The 18,498-nt window shown below is 72.1% G+C and carries 13 protein-coding genes; all 13 read right to left on the reverse strand.

Annotated features, from left to right (window positions below):
• Positions 1 to 9 precede the first annotated feature (9 nt).
• From RMT89_RS02955 to RMT89_RS03015, 13 genes are read right to left on the reverse strand one after another with little or no spacing between them, the layout of a single operon-like run.
• Positions 10 to 5,064, reverse strand: coding sequence for a hypothetical protein (locus tag RMT89_RS02955; RefSeq protein ID WP_315882305.1), 5,055 nt, complete (start codon positions 5,062 to 5,064; stop codon positions 10 to 12).
• Positions 5,061 to 6,389, reverse strand: a complete 1,329-nt coding sequence (locus RMT89_RS02960; protein WP_315882306.1) for an ATP-binding protein — start codon at positions 6,387 to 6,389, stop codon at positions 5,061 to 5,063. Before RMT89_RS02960 ends, RMT89_RS02955 begins: the two co-directional genes overlap by 4 nt.
• Positions 6,386 to 7,588, reverse strand: coding sequence for a contractile injection system tape measure protein (locus tag RMT89_RS02965; RefSeq protein ID WP_315882307.1), 1,203 nt, complete (start codon positions 7,586 to 7,588; stop codon positions 6,386 to 6,388). Before RMT89_RS02965 ends, RMT89_RS02960 begins: the two co-directional genes overlap by 4 nt.
• On the reverse strand, positions 7,585 to 9,594 hold the full coding sequence (locus RMT89_RS02970; RefSeq protein ID WP_315882308.1) for a hypothetical protein: 2,010 nt from the start codon (positions 9,592 to 9,594) through the stop codon (positions 7,585 to 7,587). Before RMT89_RS02970 ends, RMT89_RS02965 begins: the two co-directional genes overlap by 4 nt.
• A gap of 30 nt (positions 9,595 to 9,624) precedes the next feature.
• Complete coding sequence (locus RMT89_RS02975; RefSeq protein WP_315882309.1) at positions 9,625 to 10,464, reverse strand: hypothetical protein; 840 nt, start codon at positions 10,462 to 10,464, stop codon at positions 9,625 to 9,627.
• Positions 10,457 to 12,088, reverse strand: coding sequence for a hypothetical protein (locus RMT89_RS02980; RefSeq protein WP_315882310.1), 1,632 nt, complete (start codon positions 12,086 to 12,088; stop codon positions 10,457 to 10,459). The genes RMT89_RS02975 and RMT89_RS02980 overlap by 8 nt, the downstream gene beginning before the upstream one ends.
• The gene (locus RMT89_RS02985) at positions 12,085 to 14,781 is read right to left on the reverse strand and encodes a baseplate J/gp47 family protein (protein ID WP_315882311.1); all 2,697 of its coding nucleotides are present in this window, start codon (positions 14,779 to 14,781) and stop codon (positions 12,085 to 12,087) included. The genes RMT89_RS02980 and RMT89_RS02985 overlap by 4 nt, the downstream gene beginning before the upstream one ends.
• Positions 14,778 to 15,191, reverse strand: coding sequence for a GPW/gp25 family protein (locus RMT89_RS02990; RefSeq protein WP_315882312.1), 414 nt, complete (start codon positions 15,189 to 15,191; stop codon positions 14,778 to 14,780). The genes RMT89_RS02985 and RMT89_RS02990 overlap by 4 nt, the downstream gene beginning before the upstream one ends.
• Entirely contained in the window at positions 15,188 to 15,466 is a 279-nt protein-coding gene (locus tag RMT89_RS02995) for a PAAR domain-containing protein (protein WP_315882313.1), read from the reverse strand. Before RMT89_RS02995 ends, RMT89_RS02990 begins: the two co-directional genes overlap by 4 nt.
• A 17-nt stretch (positions 15,467 to 15,483) precedes the next feature.
• Positions 15,484 to 17,202: a phage baseplate assembly protein V gene (locus tag RMT89_RS03000; protein WP_315882314.1), complete on the reverse strand. Its 1,719-nt coding sequence runs from the start codon at positions 17,200 to 17,202 to the stop codon at positions 15,484 to 15,486.
• The gene (locus RMT89_RS03005; RefSeq protein WP_315882315.1) at positions 17,199 to 17,873 is read right to left on the reverse strand and encodes a LysM peptidoglycan-binding domain-containing protein; all 675 of its coding nucleotides are present in this window, start codon (positions 17,871 to 17,873) and stop codon (positions 17,199 to 17,201) included. The genes RMT89_RS03000 and RMT89_RS03005 overlap by 4 nt, the downstream gene beginning before the upstream one ends.
• Positions 17,870 to 18,034 (reverse strand): hypothetical protein, encoded by a 165-nt coding sequence (locus RMT89_RS03010; RefSeq protein WP_315882316.1) that lies wholly within the window; start codon positions 18,032 to 18,034, stop codon positions 17,870 to 17,872. Before RMT89_RS03010 ends, RMT89_RS03005 begins: the two co-directional genes overlap by 4 nt.
• A 1-nt stretch (position 18,035) precedes the next feature.
• Positions 18,036 to 18,497, reverse strand: coding sequence for a phage tail protein (locus RMT89_RS03015; protein WP_315882317.1), 462 nt, complete (start codon positions 18,495 to 18,497; stop codon positions 18,036 to 18,038).
• Position 18,498: the final 1 nt, after the last annotated feature.

Below are 18,498 nucleotides of genomic sequence, written 5' to 3' on the forward strand. Positions count from 1 at the left end.
GCGATCGCCTCACCAGCCGATCGCGTCGAGTGCCCTTTCGAAGTCCCGGAGGATGTCGAAGTAGTTGCCGCTCTGGACTTCCGCGATATCGGCGAAGGTGAGGTCGGCGACCCGGCCGACACCTTGGAGGCGGTACCAGACGCCGATGGGGTCGTTGAGATGCTCGGCGGGGATCCCCGCCTTGTTTCCGTTCCAGATCCACTTGTTGAAGTCGGTCATCACGGCGATTGCGAAGGCGTACGGCCCGGCGTTCCTGTGCTGGCGGTAGAGCACCCGCAACCAGTCATGGAACGCTTTTGACAGGGCGGTACCCGCGCTGCGCCTGCCGCGTTCGTCCGTGCTGAAGGAACCGACGTGTCCGGCGGGCGCGGGGTCGAAGTGCCACAGCACGTAATTGGTCTGGCTGCGTAGTTCGTACTGGAACTCGATCCACTTGACCGCGAGGGCGAGGGCGGCTGGATGGAGGTTCGCGTCGAAGGCCTCGCGCAGCAGTTCCGGAAGGAGGTTGGTGGGAATCCACTCGTGCATGCCTTTGATGCGGAACTGCCGGTTGAGCCATTCCTTCGTGGGCTTGTCGGTCCAGGCCCACTGGAGTCGGACAGCGCTGTAGTCGTTGAAGGAGCGGTCCCGGGCGATCCCGAGGAGGAACGACCTGATGTCCTGCGCGCGCTCGACAAGGGCCTGATCGGGCTCGTCTCCGCGCCCCGGCAGGGGATCGAAGGCGCCGTAGGGTCGTGTAGCGCTCTTGTACTCGACCGATGCCACTGTCTCGGACAGCTTGGAGTCGACCGGGTCGATGTTCTGCGGCGGGCGGGAAGCCATCTCGCTCCGGTACGCCTCCCCGAGAGTGTTGAGGAAGCCCTGCCGGACCGGATGGCTCTGCCCGGTTTCGACGAGGGCGTAGTCGCGGAAAGCTCCGGTGCCGGCGCGTCGATCGGTCTTTCCGCCAGTCGTGAAGTAGGGCAGGAGCTCGCGCTGGATGTCCTGTCGCCCCAGGAATTCCTGGCCTGCGGCGATCGTGGGCCGGGCCACGTCTGCCGGGTTCCACACCGCGGCCGGCGCAGAGGCGTTGAGCGGGACGTAGAGCGGGGGGCCCGAGTAGCGTCGTGCCCACAGGTCGGTCACATCGCCCGCCCTGGCCCTGCCGTGCACGGGCAGGTTGGCGGCGATGTCCGCGAGGTAGGCCTCCTCCGAGCCGCGTTCGTCGAAGATCTCGAAGAGTTCGCGGAGCATGCCTGCCACGGCGTGTTCCCGCGCTTCCAGAGCGCTGTCGTTCGGCGGTTTCACGGAGTCGTTCGGATCGCGGTTCGCCGCGAGGAACTCGCGCGCGAGCACGTCACCCTCGGCGTTGGCTTCATCTGCAACGGCCGCGAGGGCGTCGAGTTTCGCCGCCGTGGGCCCCTGCTGCTCCTCGCCGAGCTGGTCGAGCCTGCCGCGCCACTCGGCGATCTTGCTCTCGATCGGCTGTGGTGCCGACGCGACCATGAGCGCCGCATCGTCGCCGGCGACCTTGAAGTAGAGGCGGTGGCTGTCGTGCGCGGCGGAGAAGCGCACTGTTGTACCGAGTTCGTCGTCTCCGCCGCCCTCGGTGTCCTCCTTGGCGCCGATGCCCAGCCGCTTGAGCAGCGCGAGCGCCTTGGTGGCCAGGTAGCCCACGATGCGTTCCATCGCGGCGTACACGACCTCTTGCAGGCGGGTGATGACCTCGGCCACCTCGGTCGGGAGTTCGCCGAGGTGGAGCAGGCCGGCGAGGAAGTCGATGACCGGGGGGATCAGTGAGGCCAGTGCCTTCTCCACGGACGTGGCCAGGCCGGCGATGTTGCCCGCCACCACGTCGGCCATCCCGCCCACGACCGCCTCGACGAAGCGGAAGATCCTGGCGGCGTTCCGGAAGATCCATGCGCACACCTGGTAGATCAGGTCGATCACCTGGGCGATGGCTCCCACAGGGTTGAGAAGCCCGACGATCCGCACGACCACCTGTTCGATCAGCGTCTCGACCAGGTAGTCGACCGCCGCCTCCAGGATCATGCCGACGATGTTCTCCGGGGTCAGCTGCTCCTTGACGAGCTCGACCAGCCCCTCAGGACCTCGCTCGATCAGCACGGAGACGAGCTGCCAGGCCGCCTCGACGACCTCGACCGCGGTGGGACCGACGTGGCGTACGAGGATCTCCCGCACCCGCGGCCAGGTGATGCCCATGAGCTGCAGGGCGAAGGTGAACAGGGACTTCGCGGAGAGGTCGCGCGGCATGGGGACGGGCGTCTTGAGGCCCGAGAACAGCCATTCCCAGAAGCCCTGCAGGACGTGGGTGCCGAAGTTGTCGAAAAACTGCTCGAAGCCCTGCCGGACGCCTGCCACGAGGTTGTTGACGAAGTTCTCCGGATCATCGGCGATGTCCGAGATGACCTGCTCGATCTTGGCGACCAGGGCCCAGAACGCGGCGGGCGGGATGCCGACCAGCCGCAGCAGCCCGTTGATGATGGCCCGGACCGGGTCGTCGACGAACTCCTCGATGGCCGCGACCACGCGCCCGATCAGCCCGCCGGCCTCCTCGCGCAGCGCCTGCGCCTCCGCGTGCACCTGGTTGACGGCCGTCACGGCGCGCTGGGAGACATCGCGGACGAAACCGCTCTGCGCCTCATTGACCCGCTGGTTCAGCCCGTCCAGCATGCCGCCGAACCGGGCCCGCTCCTGCGCCACCCACTCGGGGAACTCCGCCTCCATCGACTGAAACACGCCGTCAATGTCGGTGCGGGCGTGCTGGATGACGGCCTGCGCCGCGGCGATGACACCGTTCACATCGCTGGAGATGGTCGTCAGCAGTTCGCAGACGCCGTCTCCGAAGGTGCGCTCGGCGCGGTTGTACTCGTCGGTGACCCAGTCCGGCAGGCCGCTGATGTAGTCACCGATCGCGAGGAGGGTGCCGCCGACGCCGGAGTGCCGCTCGTCGATCCAGCGCTTGACCCGGGCCAGCGCGTCGTGGAACTCCTGCGAGAGACGGGTCAGGCCCGCCTCCCACCGCGCGATCGCCGTTCGGGTCAGCGGCTGCAGCAGCGCGTCGACCTGCTTCTGGGCGCCGTCGTAGATCTGCTGCGCGCGGCGCGAGACCGATTCTCGCGTGCGCTCCTCCGAGGCGACGGCCGTACTCTGGCCGCTGCCGACCTCCTTGACGGTCCCCGAGCGGGCGCCGCGCAGGGCCGCGACGGCCTGCTGCTGGAGCTGGGCCATGTCGGCCTGGGCCGAGTCGATGGCCTTCCGCTGCTCGGCCTGGATCTGCTGCGGAGTGCGTTCGGCGGCCTCGCCGAGACCCGCACGGGCGTCCCGCGCCGCGGCGAACGGGCCGTCCGGGATCTGTCGTGTCACCGGGGTGTCGATGCCGGAGTCGGCGATCTTCTGATCGGTCGCGGCGACGTCGGCGTCGAGGGTGGTGTGCTCGGGCGGGATCGGGTCGGGGCCTGCCGAGCCGGCATCGACGCCCATGCCCGGGGCGGTGGGAGACGGCTTGTCGAGCGGATCCGGCTTCAGGGCCGGCGCCCCGGGCGGCGGCGAGGCCATGGCGCCGTAGCTGCTGCCGACCTGCTGGACCTGGCCCTCGACGGAGCCGGTGATGGTGGATCCGGCCTTCTGCGCCTCCTTCGTCGGGTCGGACTCCAGGAGCTCGTCCTCGTCCTCGGGCCGGTTCGAGCGGATTGCCGTGCGGATGCGCTCGGACAGCTCGACGATCTCCGGGCTCGGGGCGGGCCTCGCGCCCAGCTCGGCGGCCAGTTGCTCACGAGCCCGCGCGGCGGTCTCGGCGGGCGGCTCGGTGACGGCCGCCCGGGAGTCGGCGACCGTGGCCTCCGCGGAGGGCAGATCGCGGGCGGCCCGGGCCGCTTGGCCCGCCTCGCCCTTGACCGCCTTGCTCCGGGCCGCCGCTGCCGGTGTCAGGCCGGTGGGCGGCTCCGGCATGATCAGCTGGACCCGGGGAGGCGGCGCGGCCTCGGTGGAGGGCTGGACGGGGGGAGGTGGCGCGGCCTCGGTGGAGGGCTGGACGGGGGGAGGTGGCGCGGCCTCGGTGGAGGGCTGGACGGGGGGAGGTGCCGCGGCCTCGGTGGAGGGCTGGACGGGGGGAGGTGGCGCGGCCTCGGTGGAGGGCTCTTCCGGTACGCCTTCGTCCGCGTCGCCTTCCGTGACGGGAGCGGTCTCTGGTGGGGTCGCTGCCTCTGGCGGGGCGGGACCGGTCGGCCCTTCCGACACGCTCGCCGGGACAACGGTCGTCTCTGCCGCGGGCGACTCCGTCCCGGCCGGTGAGCGCGGCACCACCGGCGCTGCTTCCCCGCCGATCGCGCCGAGCAGACCGGTCAACGCGGCCCGGACCGCGGCGTCCAGAACCCGCAGGGCCTGCGGGCTGTCCACGCCGTGGATCCCCGGCGCGAGGAACAGGTTCTGGTCGGTGACGAAGGCCGGAGCTGCGCCGACCGGGGTGTCCGGGTGCACCCGCAGGTGCGAGACGTCGAGTCCGAGACCGCGGTAGACCTCCGCCACACGAGGGCTCAAGGGCAGCCCTGGGGGCATGGCGTCGCCGGGCAGGTGGACGACGACCCGGTCGCCGTGGCGGGGGGCGTCGATGCCGGCCGGGGCCTCCCAGGCCGCGCCCGGCGGCAGCGGTCCCAGGTCCACGGCGAGGGTGCTGCCGCGCAAGGTGACAGCGGGGGTGGCCAGTGGCGCCTCGGGACTCCAGTCGTGGACTGTCCACGACACCTCGCCCAGATCGAGGCCCAGGAATCCCACCCTGGTCCGCATGCGTACGACGCCGTCGAGGGAACCGTCGGAGCGGAATCCCGCCCTGCCCGTGACGTCCGCGAACGGGGCGACGCCGGTGAGCACCACCACTCCGCCGTCCACACCCCACTCGGCCCGAAGCGCCGTCAGCCCGCCCGCGACGCGCGGTCCGAGAGCCACGACGGTCGCCTCGCCCTCGGGCCTCGGGACCTTCTTCAGGGACGGGTTCGCCTCGGCGACGACCAGCGACGACGCGGTAGCCGTCCGCTCGGACTTGGCCCGCTCGGCGACCCGGCTCACACCGGCACCGACCTTCCGGACTTCTCGTACTGGCGGCGGATCCCGGTCAGGAGGTGCTCACCGGTGACGACCCGGCCGCCGGCGGCTGCCAGATAGGCGGCCTCCAGGGTCGCCTCGCGGATCTGCGCCCCGGTCAGCGGATAGCGGTGCGCCAGTGCCGTCAGGTCGACGCCACCGTCCACCGGCAGCCGGGAGGGGGCGACCGCGGACCACAGCCGTACGCGCTCGCCCGGCCCCGGTTCGGGGAACTCCACCAGCACATGGATCCGGCGCTGGAACGCCGTGTCGATGTTGGCCATCAGATTGGTCGTCAGGATGACGATGCCGGGGTGCTGCTCGATACGCGACAGGAGGTAGGACACCTCCTGGTTGGCGTACCGGTCGTGGGCGTCGTCGACCTCCGTGCGGGTACCGAAGACCGCGTCGGCCTCGTCGAAGACGAGGATGCAGCGCTCCCGGGCGGCCCGGTCGAAGACCTTGGCCAGCGACTTCTCGGTCTCCCCGATGTACTTCGAGACCAGCGCCGACAGATCCACCAGGTAGGCGGGCAGGCCGGTCGTCCGGGCGATCGCGGCCGCGGTCATCGTCTTGCCGGTGCCGGGCGGGCCGTGGAAGAGCGCGATCAGACCCGCGGCGTTGTCGTGGTGCGCCCCGAAGCCCCACTGCTCCACGACGACGTCACGGTGTGCGATCCGCGCCGTCAGGTCGTCGATGCGGGCCCGCGCGGTCGCGGGCAGGACGACGTCGTCCAGGGTGTGCACCGTGGTCAGCGGCCGGGCCGGGAAGTCGGAGGTCGCGACGCCCGGCTTCGGCGGCAGCCCGAGAACCCAGGCGGCGACCTGCGGGTCCGGCCGCAGTACCCCCGACAGGTCGCCCGGCGGGTTCAGCGACAGCAGGCCGTGGGCCTGCAGCCGCCCTTGGGGCGACAGCATGACCGCCGCGTCCAGCCGGCCCCGGAACGAGCGCGCGGCCAGCGTCCGGGCCACCTCCCCGGTCAGTGCCGAGACGCCGGGGCGGTCGGTGAGCATGCCGTAGAGCGCGTCGAATCGTTCGTCGACGCAGGGGGCGACGGCTGCCGTGAGGACGACGGCCTCGGCCGCCGAGAGGCCCGCGGCGGTGACGATCTCCGCGAGCGGGCCGGTACCGGCGAAGCGCCGGACGTCGGGCAGCCCCTCTGTGTTCTCGTCGGTCTCGTCGGTCTCGTCGATGCTCAGCCGCCGCCCGCAGGGCCCGCCGCGGCGCTCCTCCAGCCGTACCTGGATCAGGGCGTCGAGCATCTCCAGGGCGGCACGCAGCTCGGCGACGGGCGCGGGGACCGCGGTCACGGCCGGAACCGCACGGTCAGGGGCGGCGACCACGGCAGCTTGATCAGGCCCACGGGGTACGGCAGTCGTGTCAGAACGACGTCGAGTGGACGGGTGGCCGCGGTGAGCAGTGCGGGATCGCGGTCGTGGTCGACGACGCCGAGGCGGGTGATCCAGGAGCCGCGGAGGTAGGCGGGCGAGGAGCGCTCGAACCCTGGCAGCAGGGCGGCGAACGAGGTCAGCACGGCTACGGCCGACTCGGCCACCTCGTCCCGCCGGGGCAACGGCACCCGCGGTGCGGCCGGTTCGGGAGACGTGCGTCCGGCCAGCAGGCCGATGAGAGGGTCGTCCGCGAGGGCGGGATCGTCCGGACCGACGATCGCGGCCAGGGCGGCCTCCCGGACCGCCAGGCCCTCCAGACCCGGATGGAGGTCCTCGGCCCGGCGGCAGTGCTCGGCCAGCCATGGATACAGCAGGACCAGGCCGGCGCCCCGGGTGAGGGCCGCGGTGTCGACGGCAGCCGTCGACTCGTCCACCAGCTGTGACAGTTCGGCGAGGATGTCGAGGATGTCGCTCGGTCCGAAAGGGAGTTGGACTCTTGCCGCGACGGAGTCCGCCTCGTCCGCCGGCCGCTTCTTTACATATGCCCCTTCGGACACGGCAGGTGAGGGCGCGGGCAGGGGTTGAGGGCCTGGTGCCGGTGCTGCCGGGCCGGTCGCTGTGGCCCGCTCCGGCACCGGCAGCCGCAGCGCGTGGGAGAGCCCGCGCAGCAGGGACGCCCACGCGTCGGCGCCGAGCTCCTCGGCGACAGCTCGCGTCGTCCCGGAGTCGGCGAGCTCCAGGACGGCCCGCGGCAACGGTGTGCGCGGTTCCGCATCCGGCGCGCAGAGCGCGTGCACGACGGCGAGCACATCCCGCGGCCCGGGCCCGCGTCGGCCCGGCGGTTCGCCGGCCGACGGCCGGGGAACGACCGGCGCGGACTCCCGCCGCACGGCGGTCAGTTGCACGCGGATGGCGTCGGCCCACAACACGGCGAGGGTCTCGTCGTCGTGGGCCGTCACATCCACGTCGAGCCGCACCACGAGGTCGTCCACCTGAACATCGCCGATGTCCGCCAGGGCGCGTTCGAGCGCGGCGGGCAGCGCGCGTGCGGCGACGCCCGCCAGACGCCGCGCGTGCGGCCCGCGCAGGCGTACGGTGTCCACCGCGACGTCGGTCATGTGATCAGCCCGCCCAGGTTCCGTAGCTGTGCGTCGAGTTCGCGCCCGTGTTCCGGGGCGACCCCGGAGGCCTGGACCATCGTGCGGACGCTGCCCAGCACGGCGAGCGTGGCCTCGGCGATGCGCTCCGGGTCCGCCGCCTCGATCGCGGCGTCCAGGTCGGCCCGGGCCCGTTCGGCCTCCGCCGTATAGCGCTGGAAGTTGGGGTTGCGCACATCCGTCAGCGACTGCATCGCGGCCACGGTGGCCTGGGTGAAGGCGGAGATGCCCTTGCCGAGATTCCGGTCGACCACCTTCTCCCTGGGCACCTTTGCCAGGACTTCCACCTTGCCCTCGACCAGGGAGATGCGTTGCTGTACCTCCCGGAAGTGCGTCAACTGGGCTTCGGCGGCGGCGATCCGGACGCCGTAGCCGCTGGTGTCGAAGGTTCCGCCCTTGTAGGACTGGAATTCGCCCTGGAGCGTGGTGAATTCGTTCTTGAGGCCGGACAAGACCGTCTCGGCCGTGTCGATACGGGTCACCACCGTCGCGGTGAGACCGCGCAGTTCGGTGGCGGCGGCCTTGGCGTCGATGGCGGCGGCCACCGCCGCGGGCAGCGCGGCGCCGACGTTGCGCGTGTTGCGCACGGCGGGGACGCGTCCGGTCGCGACGACCTTCCCGGCGGCGTCCTTGGTGAGCACGATGGTGTCCGACGGGCTGAAGCCGCCCGACGGCAGATAGCCCTTCATGGTGCCGACGGCACCGATGCCGACCACCTGGACGTCCGCTACACCGCCCTTGTCCACGATGAACTGCTGCAGCACGTCCTTGACGGTGTCGGCCGGCCGCCCCAGATAGTCCGTGGCGCCGATGACCCCGTCCTCGAAGAAGTCCCAGCCGTCGATCTCGTAGATCTTCCACGGCTGCTTCCACTTCTCCTCGAAGGGCGGATACCAGATCGGATCGCGTGGATGGAGCTTCCAGGAGTCGGCCCACTTGTCCGGGAGCTTCACGGGAGGGAGGAAGATGTTGACGCACCTGCCCCGGACGAGGACCGAACCCTTCGGGCAGAACACCGGGGGCTTGACCTCGCCCTGTGGCACCGGATCCGGTGGTGCGAAGCCCGCGAGCAGTGCCTCAAGTTCGTCCCGGAGCCGGGACGCCGGGTCACCGCACGTCCCCCCGTAGATCGCCTCGGTCAGCCCCCTCGGCGGCTCCCAGGTGTGTCGGTAGGCGCACTCGAACTCCCAGACGTCGCCGACCTGGTGGGCCCAGCCGAGCACCACGCCGGGACGCGTGGTCGTCCGGTCGCAGCCGAGGCGCAGCAGCGCCCGGGCGCGGAGCAGGTCGAGGGTGGCGAACAGCACCATGTTCAGCCAGCCGCTCTTGTAGCCCTTGACTCCGGGTGAGTCCGCGGCCGCGATGGAGGTCGCCTTCAGCTTCGCGATCAGGGCGGCGTCGACAAGCGGCTCGGTGCCGTTGGTGAGCCGCTCCGCGACCGCGTCCCGCAGTGCCGTATAGGAGTTGACCGGCGTCGAGTCCAGAGCCAGCCGGATCGGCTCGGCCTTCAGCAGCTCGTCCGCGGAGAAGTCCATGCGGGTGCCTGTGACCCGGCCGGCCACGGCGTGCAGCGCGACGCCGACGGTGTGCAGCGTCGCATGCCCGGCACAGTCGCTCTCGCCGCAGTCCGGGACGTCAACCGCTTCGTCCGTCGCCTCCAGCACGACGCTGAAGCCGCCGGGAGCGGTATCGATGAAGTCGTACGACGATGTCGCCGCCGCGGGATCGAAGGTGACCGGCCGTGCGGTGGGCAGCACGAGCGGTTCGCCCCGCTGGTCCACGGCCAGCCCCGGCTCGATGGTCACCGTGGTGCCCGAGGCGCTGCCGCCGAGGCCGCAGTTGACCCCGAAGCCGGTCATCCGCCCGACCAGGCGGTCCCGGGCGTGCTGGAATTCCCGGACCATGTTGAGGTCGGCGGCGGTGAGGGTCTGACCGCTCTCGAAGAACGGGTACTGGTTGGCGGTCATACGATTCTCTCCTTGACTGCCTGCGGGCCGTCACGTCGTGGGCAGGCGTCCGACCCCGAGCCGGTCATGGGGGCGGCCCTCGTCGATGCATGCGTGGATGTGGATGCCGTTCTTGTGGTCGATCTCCGACACCGTCGAGCACAGCAGCGCGTTGAGTTCCTGCTGGTGCGTGGCGACCGCGTCGGCGTAGGCCTGCAGCTCCGCCTCAGTGGGGGAGTCGGGCAGCACCGGCGGGTTGCTCAGCGGTGGTTGTGCGAACCGGTCGGGATCCACGAAGCAGACCCGCATGCTCACGTGGGCGGGCGCGTAGCGGTACACGAAGTCGACCGCCTCCTGACGCCGGGTCCATTCGGTGAAGCGCGGGGCGGGGACGAAGAGCGTCGCCGTGTACGGTGCCAAGGTCGCGACGGTGCCCGGCGTCTTGTAGTGCTCCAGCAGGTAGGGCAGCCGGACCACGCCGGCCAGGCCGAAGTACAGGGCGAACCAACTGAGGAAGCCGCGGGGTGTGCCCCGCCGGCGCCACAACCGGGCCGACCGCGCGAGGAACTGGCGGCGCCGGGCCAGCCCCGCCTCGGTCCTCGGCCAGCTCTCCGGGAACACGAAACCGGCCCAGGCCGCCACCTCGTCGTAGGTCGCGAGGTAGGAGCGCAGCAGGGCGTCGGCCCCGGCGTCCAGCGGTACAGCGGAGGGCCAGCGCAGCACGGCGTCCGGGCCGAGGCCGGTCAGCAGGTCCTCCAGCCGCTCGACGATCGCCCGGTTCAGTTCGTCGGCCAGCCCGAGATAGGCGTCCACCTGGGCGAAGGACACCGGGTCCTGCTGGTAGACGGCGGGCAGCTGGGCGGCGAGCCGCGTGTAGTCGGGGCTACGCATTTCCGCACCCCGTGACCAGGGCGAACCGCACCCGCAGACAGGCCGCTTCGGCCAGCTTCGGCACGGCGTTGGCGGGAAGATCGAGGCTGCCGTGGGCCACCGTGCGGAACTCGGCCCCGTCTTCGATCTTCATCTCCAGGTCCGCGACACCCTGTACCGCGGTCTCGGCCACGATCGCCTCGACCACCTCGCTGAACCGGATCGGGGCGCCGGGAATCCAGCCCTCGGCCGGCTGGTCGGTCCGCGGCCACGGGCCTTCTACGGTCCGCTCGGGTGCGGGCGCCCGCGATTCCGGCCGGCCCGCGGCGAAGAACCTGGAGATCCGCGCCCGCACGGCCCTGACCAGCGCGGCCCGATCGACCCCGACGCCCGTGATGAGCGTGCCCTTGACCAGGATGTTCCGCTCCTCCAGCAGGCCCGCACCGACCTCGTCGCAGATGACACGGCGAGGGCCGATGGCGTTCACCCCCGTGCGCCAGTCGGGGAAGGGCGTACCCGCTTCCGGGCCGATCGCCGTCCGCAGCACGGCACGCAGGAAGGCGTCACCGTCGGTCGGATGCTTGTCCTTGGGCTCCACCACCAGAGTGATCGCCGCCGCCTCCGGGTCCACGGGGACGGCCGGCGGCGCCCCGGTGGGCAGGCCGTTCCAGGCGATGCCCCTGAGCCTGCCGCGGACGGCCCAGGCCCGGCGGACCCCGCGGTGCGCCCGGGCCCGCCGCGCGTAGTCCTGCGCGGTCACCGGTTCGCAGGTCAGCGTCTGGATCGGGTGCGGCGGCCAGACATGGGTGCGGCCCCTGGCGTCCTCCAGGTCCTCCGGCACCAGGTCCGGCGGCTGGGGGCCGGCGGCCATCGCGATCTTCACCTCGGCCGGGTCGAGACCGTCCCGGGTGAGCGCGGACCGGGTCGCGGGGGCGGTGTCCGCCGTGGCCGCGCGGACCTCGGCCAGCCGGGCGACGAGCGCCTCCTGGGTCAGTCGGCGCCGCTCCCGGCGTACCAGGGCGACGATCTCCTCGTCCCACAGCGGCAGGATGCCGGTCAGCTCGGCCGCGGCCCGCGCGTCCCGGACGGCGACCGGATCGGCCGAACCCCGCTGCGCGGCAACGGCCTCGGCGACGATATGGGCCTGCTCCTGCGCCACTTGGCGGACCAGCCGGGCCCGCATCAGCGCGATCACGGCCGGGCGCCGACTCGCGGCGAACGCCTTGCTCCACGGCTTCGTCGACAGCAGGGCGCCGGCGTCCACCGCCGACCGACAGGCGCGGATCCTGGGTTCGAGTACGGCGGCCGAGGTGGGCCCGGACGAGGCCAGGGCGGCCGCGATCGCCGTCAGCGAGCCCTGGGGGAGCGTCGTGTGCCAGGACCGGTCGGCGTCCGGCTCCCAGCCCCGTACCTCCAACGGCCAGGCGTCGAAGCGCCGTTCGGCGACCCGGTAGTGCAGGTCGGCCAGGCCGAACGCGGCCGCTTCGACCAGCGTGACGCCCGGATCCACCGGGTTGTGGTCGCTCCACGCGTCCGGGACGGCGCGGGCGAGTCCGTCCATCACGCGTGCCCGGACCGTCTCCCAGTCGGCGTCCGGCTCGACGGGGACGAACGGCACGATCGGTGTCGTCTGCTGCGGGGTCACAGTTGCTCCTCACACGTCAGCACATGAGCCCCGGACGAGCAGTACAGTCCGCGGCACCGGTCCACCTCGACCGCCTCGACCGGCGTCCCCTCGGCGTCGCGCAGCTGGAACGACGTGACGACGTCGATGTCCGGCCGGCGCTCCAGGAACGCGATGAGCGTCGACGCGTACAGGGACTGCCCCCATCGCGTGGGGAGGGTGCTCCCCGGATGCAGCACCGACTCCAGCGCGGCCGTGATCGACTCCTTGCCGCTCAGGGCGTCGATGCCGCGGCGCAGGGCGATCGTCGCGACGACGGTGACCGGGGCGTAGCGCGGGCAGACCACCGCCACCTCGGCGCCCAGTGGGCGGGCCGGGGCGACGGCGTCCATGATGTTCGCGGCGAGGCTCACCGAGGGGCGCGGTGCCGGGTCCGAAGGGCGGTCCGGCAGGACGACCAGGGCGACCTTCCCGCCCTTCCGGGCGCCGTCCCGGTCGGTGTGCGGCAGGCACCGGACGGCGGCGACCTCGGGGAAGGCCTGCGCCACCTGCTGCTCGTAGTCCCAGGGCAGCACGGCACGGTCACGGTGACGGGTGCGCGCGGACGCCCTGGCGCGGTAGGCCGGATCGGGCTCCGGGCCCCGGCCGGGCAGCGAGGCCAGATTGGTCACCTTCCTGACCCCGCGCAGCGGCGAGAGCGTGCCCTTGATCGTCCCCGGCGGCAGTAGGCCGGCCGTACTCGGGTCGGCGCCCGGATCGGGGGCCGCGGAGACGAACTCGGCCTGCACGGCGTCCACATGCACGCCCTGGATCGTGCCGAGCCGCTCGGGCGCGGTCGTCACGAGGCGGATCCAGCGGCCCGCGGCCGCGCCCAGGTCGGCACAGCCCGTCACCGAGCCGGCCGGGACGACGAAGCGCAACAGGCCGGACTCGCGCAGCTGCCGGGATCCGTCCGCGACGGGGAGGTCGTGCCAGATCGTGCCGTCCCACCACTCCCACCGCGCGGACACCCGGTCGGCGGCGCCGCAGGGCGCGGCCGAGGCGATGTCGAAGTACAGCGAGACACTGGACCCCGCGGCCGACGCGGGCAGGTCGAGACCGATCGCCACCATGCCGGTGGCGACCGTGTCCGAGACCGCGCGGCGGAACGGCCGGAACACCCCGCCGTCCTGCTGGACCGTGTGTCGCCACCCGCTGCGGGACTCCACCCGGGTGGCCGCCACCGGCGTGGTCGTGTAGGAGATCGTCACGCCGGAGGCGACCGGCGGCACGGGGGGCGTCGGCATCGTGGGCTTCGGCGTCGTACCGGCCACCGCCCTGCTGGCGAACGCGGCGATGTCCTCCTGGTAGCCCGTCCACCCGAAGTCGCCCTCGGACAGGAAGGCCCGCACATAGTGCCCCGGCTGTCCCGCGACGGCGAACGGCTCGGACCCGAGGGCGCCGGACACGTCGGCGCTGACCGTGCCGAACCGGTCGCCGGCGTCGCCGATCTGCCGCCACTGCCCTTCCACACGGCGCTGCCACACCACCGTGGGGTCGCCCCGGTCCGCGAGGAAGTCGAAAATGGCGCCGAAGTGCTTGGTGTGGGCCGCGCCCACCTCGGCCTGAACGGTCGAGAGCCGTTCCCTGAGGAAGTCCGCCGTGACCGCCGGGATACCGCTGCCGCCGGCCGAGGCCGAGAGGATCCCACCGGCCGCCTGCATCAGGGAGACCGTGACGGTCAGCTGCCGCAGGGCCTTCGAGAACGCTTCGTCCGAGCGCAGATAGAAGGCGTCACCGCGCTTGGCCACGGCGCCGAACGGCTGGAACTCCTTGGTGACGTCCACGGCGCCGTCGTTGTGGAAGGCGGCCTGCGGCGCGAACGGCGTGCGTCCGGTCACCGCGACCTCCACCGTCACGAAGGCCAGCTCCTCCGGCACCGGCACGGTGGCTGGGACGACGCACTCGATCCACGGGGTCTGCCCCGCGGGAGCCCCGCAGCCGTTCGACAGTGTGACCGTGACCGTTGTGCCGGAGACCGTCCCCGTCGTGGTCGGACCGACCCCGCCGTCCGCCGTGGAGCACCGCCACACGGCAGGGGACAGCAGGTGCACACCGATGCCGTCGCCGAAGGTCAGTTCGGCGGTGAGGTCGCCGCCCTCGAAGGACAGTGCCGGGGAGTACACGCGCAGCGTGTGGACGGCGTCCGGCCCGGTGAAGGGGGCCAGCGGAAAATCCGGCGCCTCGTTCGCGATGCCCGGCCGTCCGGGCTCGGTCCCGCCGGGGTGCAGGGTGCGGACGGCGATCAGGGGCGCGCCGTGGGCGGTGAGCGTGTCGAGGGTGGCGTAGTGCCGTTCGTTGCCGAAGGCGTCCTTGCCGCCGCGCAGCAGGGTGCCGCGCGGGACGACGGCCGGCGCGAGGCCGGGCTCGACGGTGATGTGGGCGATCACCCGGTCGGGCAGGGCCGGCAGCCGTGGGATGCCGAGGAGTTGCTCCAGCCAGGCCACGTGGGTCCGGGCAGACAGGGTGGCGGCGTGCCGGTCGAGTGCGGTGTATTCGTGTGCCAGGACGGAGAGCAGGGCCTGGTCCGGCTGTTCGGGCCGGGCGAGGACGTCCCTCTCCTCGTCGTCCGGGCGCGTGAACAGCACGTCGTACCACGGGGTTTCGTCGTCGAAGGGCGTGAGCCGGGCTACGGCCGCCATCGCCTCGACGATGCGCTCCGGGCGCCGGGTCATCGTCCACCTGCCACGTAGAACGGGACGACGAGGTTGTTCGGGCGGCGATGACGGTCGATCCGGTAGGAGACGATGACATCGACCCGGTCGTCGGCCTCCTTGGAGGGCACCGCTTCGACGGAGTCGACGATGACCCGGGGTTCGCCGAGCAGGAGTGCCCGCAGGACGTCGTCCGCGAGCCGGTGGCAGGCGTCGGGGGTGCGGGGCTCGAAGACGTACCGGTCCACGGCGGCGCCGAAGTCCGGCCGCATGACCCGGCTCCCCGGTGTGGTGTGGAGCAGGACGACAAGGGCGTCGGCCAGGTGGTCCTTGCCGTCCTCAGTCACCAGGGACACCGGCCCGGACTCCGGGCGGGCCCACGTCGGCGGGAAGGCCCAACCCCGGCCCACATGGGGGTAGTCGCCGCTCATCCGATCACCACCGTCGGATGGCCGACGGCCACCGCTGCCCCGCAGGCGCAGGAGTCGCCCGCTCGCAGTGCGGGCCGCCCCTGGATCAGCACCGTGGCCGAACCTGCCAGGAACGGTGTCGACGGAGGGTGCGGCGGGGGTGAGGGGATCACGCAGACGTGCATGTCTCCCAGCACCGCCGCGGGCGTTCCGCCGACCAGCACGGTGGGGACCCCCGGTCCGACGACCGTGCCACCGTGCACCGTGGTGTCTCCGACCCGAGCGGCCGCTGGCATGGCGATCTCCCCAGTTGCTAGTTGATGGTGACGAGTGCGCCGTTGAGCGCGAGCGACCCCGACGCCTTGAGGCCGAAGGTCGCGGAGGTCTCGATGGTGGATGGTCCCGAGGCCTTCGCCCGGAGCCTGAGCGAGTCGAGCGTGATGCTCCCGGCCGCCGACGACAGCTTGATGTCGCCCTGCGCCGCGACCAGTTCGATGCCGTCCCCGGACAACCGGACGGCGTTACCCGACTCCGCGTGGGTGAGGACGACCGCGGAATCCGTGTCGTCGAGTACGAGGCTGTGGCCCTTGCCGGACAGCAGCTTTGCCGCCGCCGCTTCGCCGTCCTCCAGGCGCAGGGCATGGCCCTCGGGGGTCGTCAGGGCCCGGACGGCGTTGGTGTCGGCGTCCACCACGACCGGCGGTCGCTGGGTGCCGTTGTAGAGGGACCCGAGGACGACGGGTGTGGCCGGGTCGCCGTCGACGAACCCGACGAGGACCTCCTGTCCCACGTTCGGGACCACGACGGCGCCGTACCCGTCACCGGCGTCGAGGTTGGCCGTCCGGGCCCAGACCCCGTCTCCGCCGTCCGCCCGCCAGGGCAGCCGGACCCGCACCCGGTTCAGCGACTCCGGGTCGTCGAGCGCCTCGACGACACCCAGTACGAGGCCACGGCCGCCGGTCCTCGACGGCGGGACCAGGGCGGGCGGCGACCCCACCTGGAACTCCGTCAGATAGCCGCCGGCGGTGAAGCGATGCCGGGCCGCGGTGACGTAGTGCGGTCCGGACATCCGGGTGCCGACACCGGCGACCGATACCCAGCCGTCGCACCGCAGCGCCGGGTCGCCGTGCACGACACCGGAACCGAAACAGTGCGCCAGCGCCGCCCTGCGCTGTACGGCGACGGCGCGGGCGTCGGCCTCGTCCGAGCCGGCGACGGCTGGGGAGGCGCATCGCTCGTCCCGGGCCGGCCAGCCGGAGTCGGCCGCGGCGGTGTCGTGCGCGGTGCGCTCACCGATGTCGATGCCCGCCGCGGTGGCGCTCTGCTCGGACTCGGCGGCCTCCAGCGAGGCCACGTCCCAGGCCACGCCGACGGCCGAGCCGATGGCGCGCGTCAGGTCCTGGGTCAGATGCAGCTCGACGAGGTCGCGGGTGTAGTCCAGCGCGATCGGCTGCCGCTTCTGCGCGGGCGGGCGCAGGACCAGCGTGCCGCCGCGGACGTAGGTGACCCAGCCCAGCTCGGCCGCGCGGCCTTTGAGCAGCTCCCAGTCGCTGATCCGGTCGCTGACCACGAAGGGCCGGCTGACGCCGTCCGCGGCGTCCGTGGTGAGTGCGTAGTCGGCGGCGACGGCCGAGGCTACATCCGCGTCGGAGACATCGGTCAACTGGCGGGAACGGGGCGGGTGTTCCAGCAGGATCGACCTGCTGCGCCCCTCGACGCGCAGCACCGGACGGCCGCCGCGCGGGAAGTGCGTGGTCAGGGAGGCGATGACGCCGTCGAACACGGTGCTCAGCCGGGAGTGGTAGCCGAGCGAGACCGCGATCGCCGCCCCGGGTTCGAACGGGCCGTCGTCGCTGTGCCGCACGCCGCGCCGGTCCGCGTCCCAGTTCTGGACGATCAGGCTCAGCCGGCCGTGCCGGTTCACCTCCTCGGAGATGTCCAGTTCGACGATGTCCGCGGTCACCAGAGGCTGCAGCGCCGTACCGGCCACGCGTACCTCGAAGGCGGGCCGGTCCCGCTCCGCCGGGCTCATCGTCCGGCCGCCAGCGGCGGGAGGACGAGCAGCTGGCCCGTGCGCAGGCCGCGCGGATTGGCCAGACGGTTCGCCGAGGCCAGGGGACGCCAGTAGGCCGGGTCCCCGTACACCCGGGCGGCGATGGCGTCGAGGGTCTCGCCGTCCTCGACCAGCCAGGTCTGCCGGAGGTCGGGGGAGGACGGCCGGTCCTTCGCGGCCGTCTCCTCGACCGAGAGCGCCTCCTTCAGCGACAGTTTGACCGTGGCCCGCAGTGGTTCGCCCGCCCGGTCGAACAGCTTGTACGTGACATCGGCCTGGGTGAGGATCCCGCGGAACGAGAATCGCCCCCAGTGGGCGTGCACGTAGTACGGCTGGTGGGTGTCGCCCTGGAACCGGGTCAGTTCCAGCAGGGCGTCGAGCAGGGGGCCGATGCTCCCGGGCTCGCCGACCACTCCGGTGCCGTCCAGCAGCAAATCGATCTGGACCTGGTCGGGCTCGCCGCCGCTGAAGGACTGCTGCGGGGCGGAGGTCCCCGCGGACTGCGTGGCCTGGTACAGGTTCTTGCGGGAGAAGGACAGCTCGGTGGGGTTGAGCAGGGCCTGCCAGCGGATTCCGGTGGGCTGTTGGAACTTGATGTCCGCGTAGGCGTCGATGGTCAGCTTGGCGAGCTGGGTCGCGGTCAGGTTCACAGGTCCCACTCCCGGCGGAGGATCTCCAGCACGCGCTCGGCGGCCCGGCGCACGATCACGTCCATGTCCTGTTCGCCCCGGGGCTCGCCGGGCGGCGGGCTCTCGGCCGTTGCGGGGGCGAGCACGGTCTCGGTGACGATCTGTCCGATCACGACGGCCATGTCAGAGCACCTTCTTGAGGGAGAGTCCGTGGTGGGCGATCTCGATGACGTCGATGGCCGCAGCGGACGACTGCGCGTCCAGGTCGGGGCCGGTCAGCTTGGCGGGCCAGCCCCTCGTGAAAGCCCACACCCGGACCGGTGCGATCGCGCCCTCGACCGAGCTCATCAGGATGACGCTGCCGTCCCGCGGCGCGACCAGCCCGCTGACGTGGAACTCGGCGAACCAGTCCCACAACTCCCGTGCCGGACCGGCACCCTGACTGAGCACCAGGTTCGGGAACGAGGCCCGGCTGGGAAATCGGTGGGCGAACCGGTTCTCACCGCCCTCCTGGTACTCCTCCACGCCGACCTCCCCGGCCAGGCCGGTGCACTTGGCGAAGTTCACCGACGCCAGGCCGTCGATGGCCAGGACGAAGTGGGCCGTGGTGAACGGCCTGACGAGGGGTGAGGCCAGCGGCAGCATG

The organism is Streptomyces sp. P17 (assembly GCF_032436805.1).
Lineage (GTDB): Bacteria > Actinomycetota > Actinomycetes > Streptomycetales > Streptomycetaceae > Streptomyces.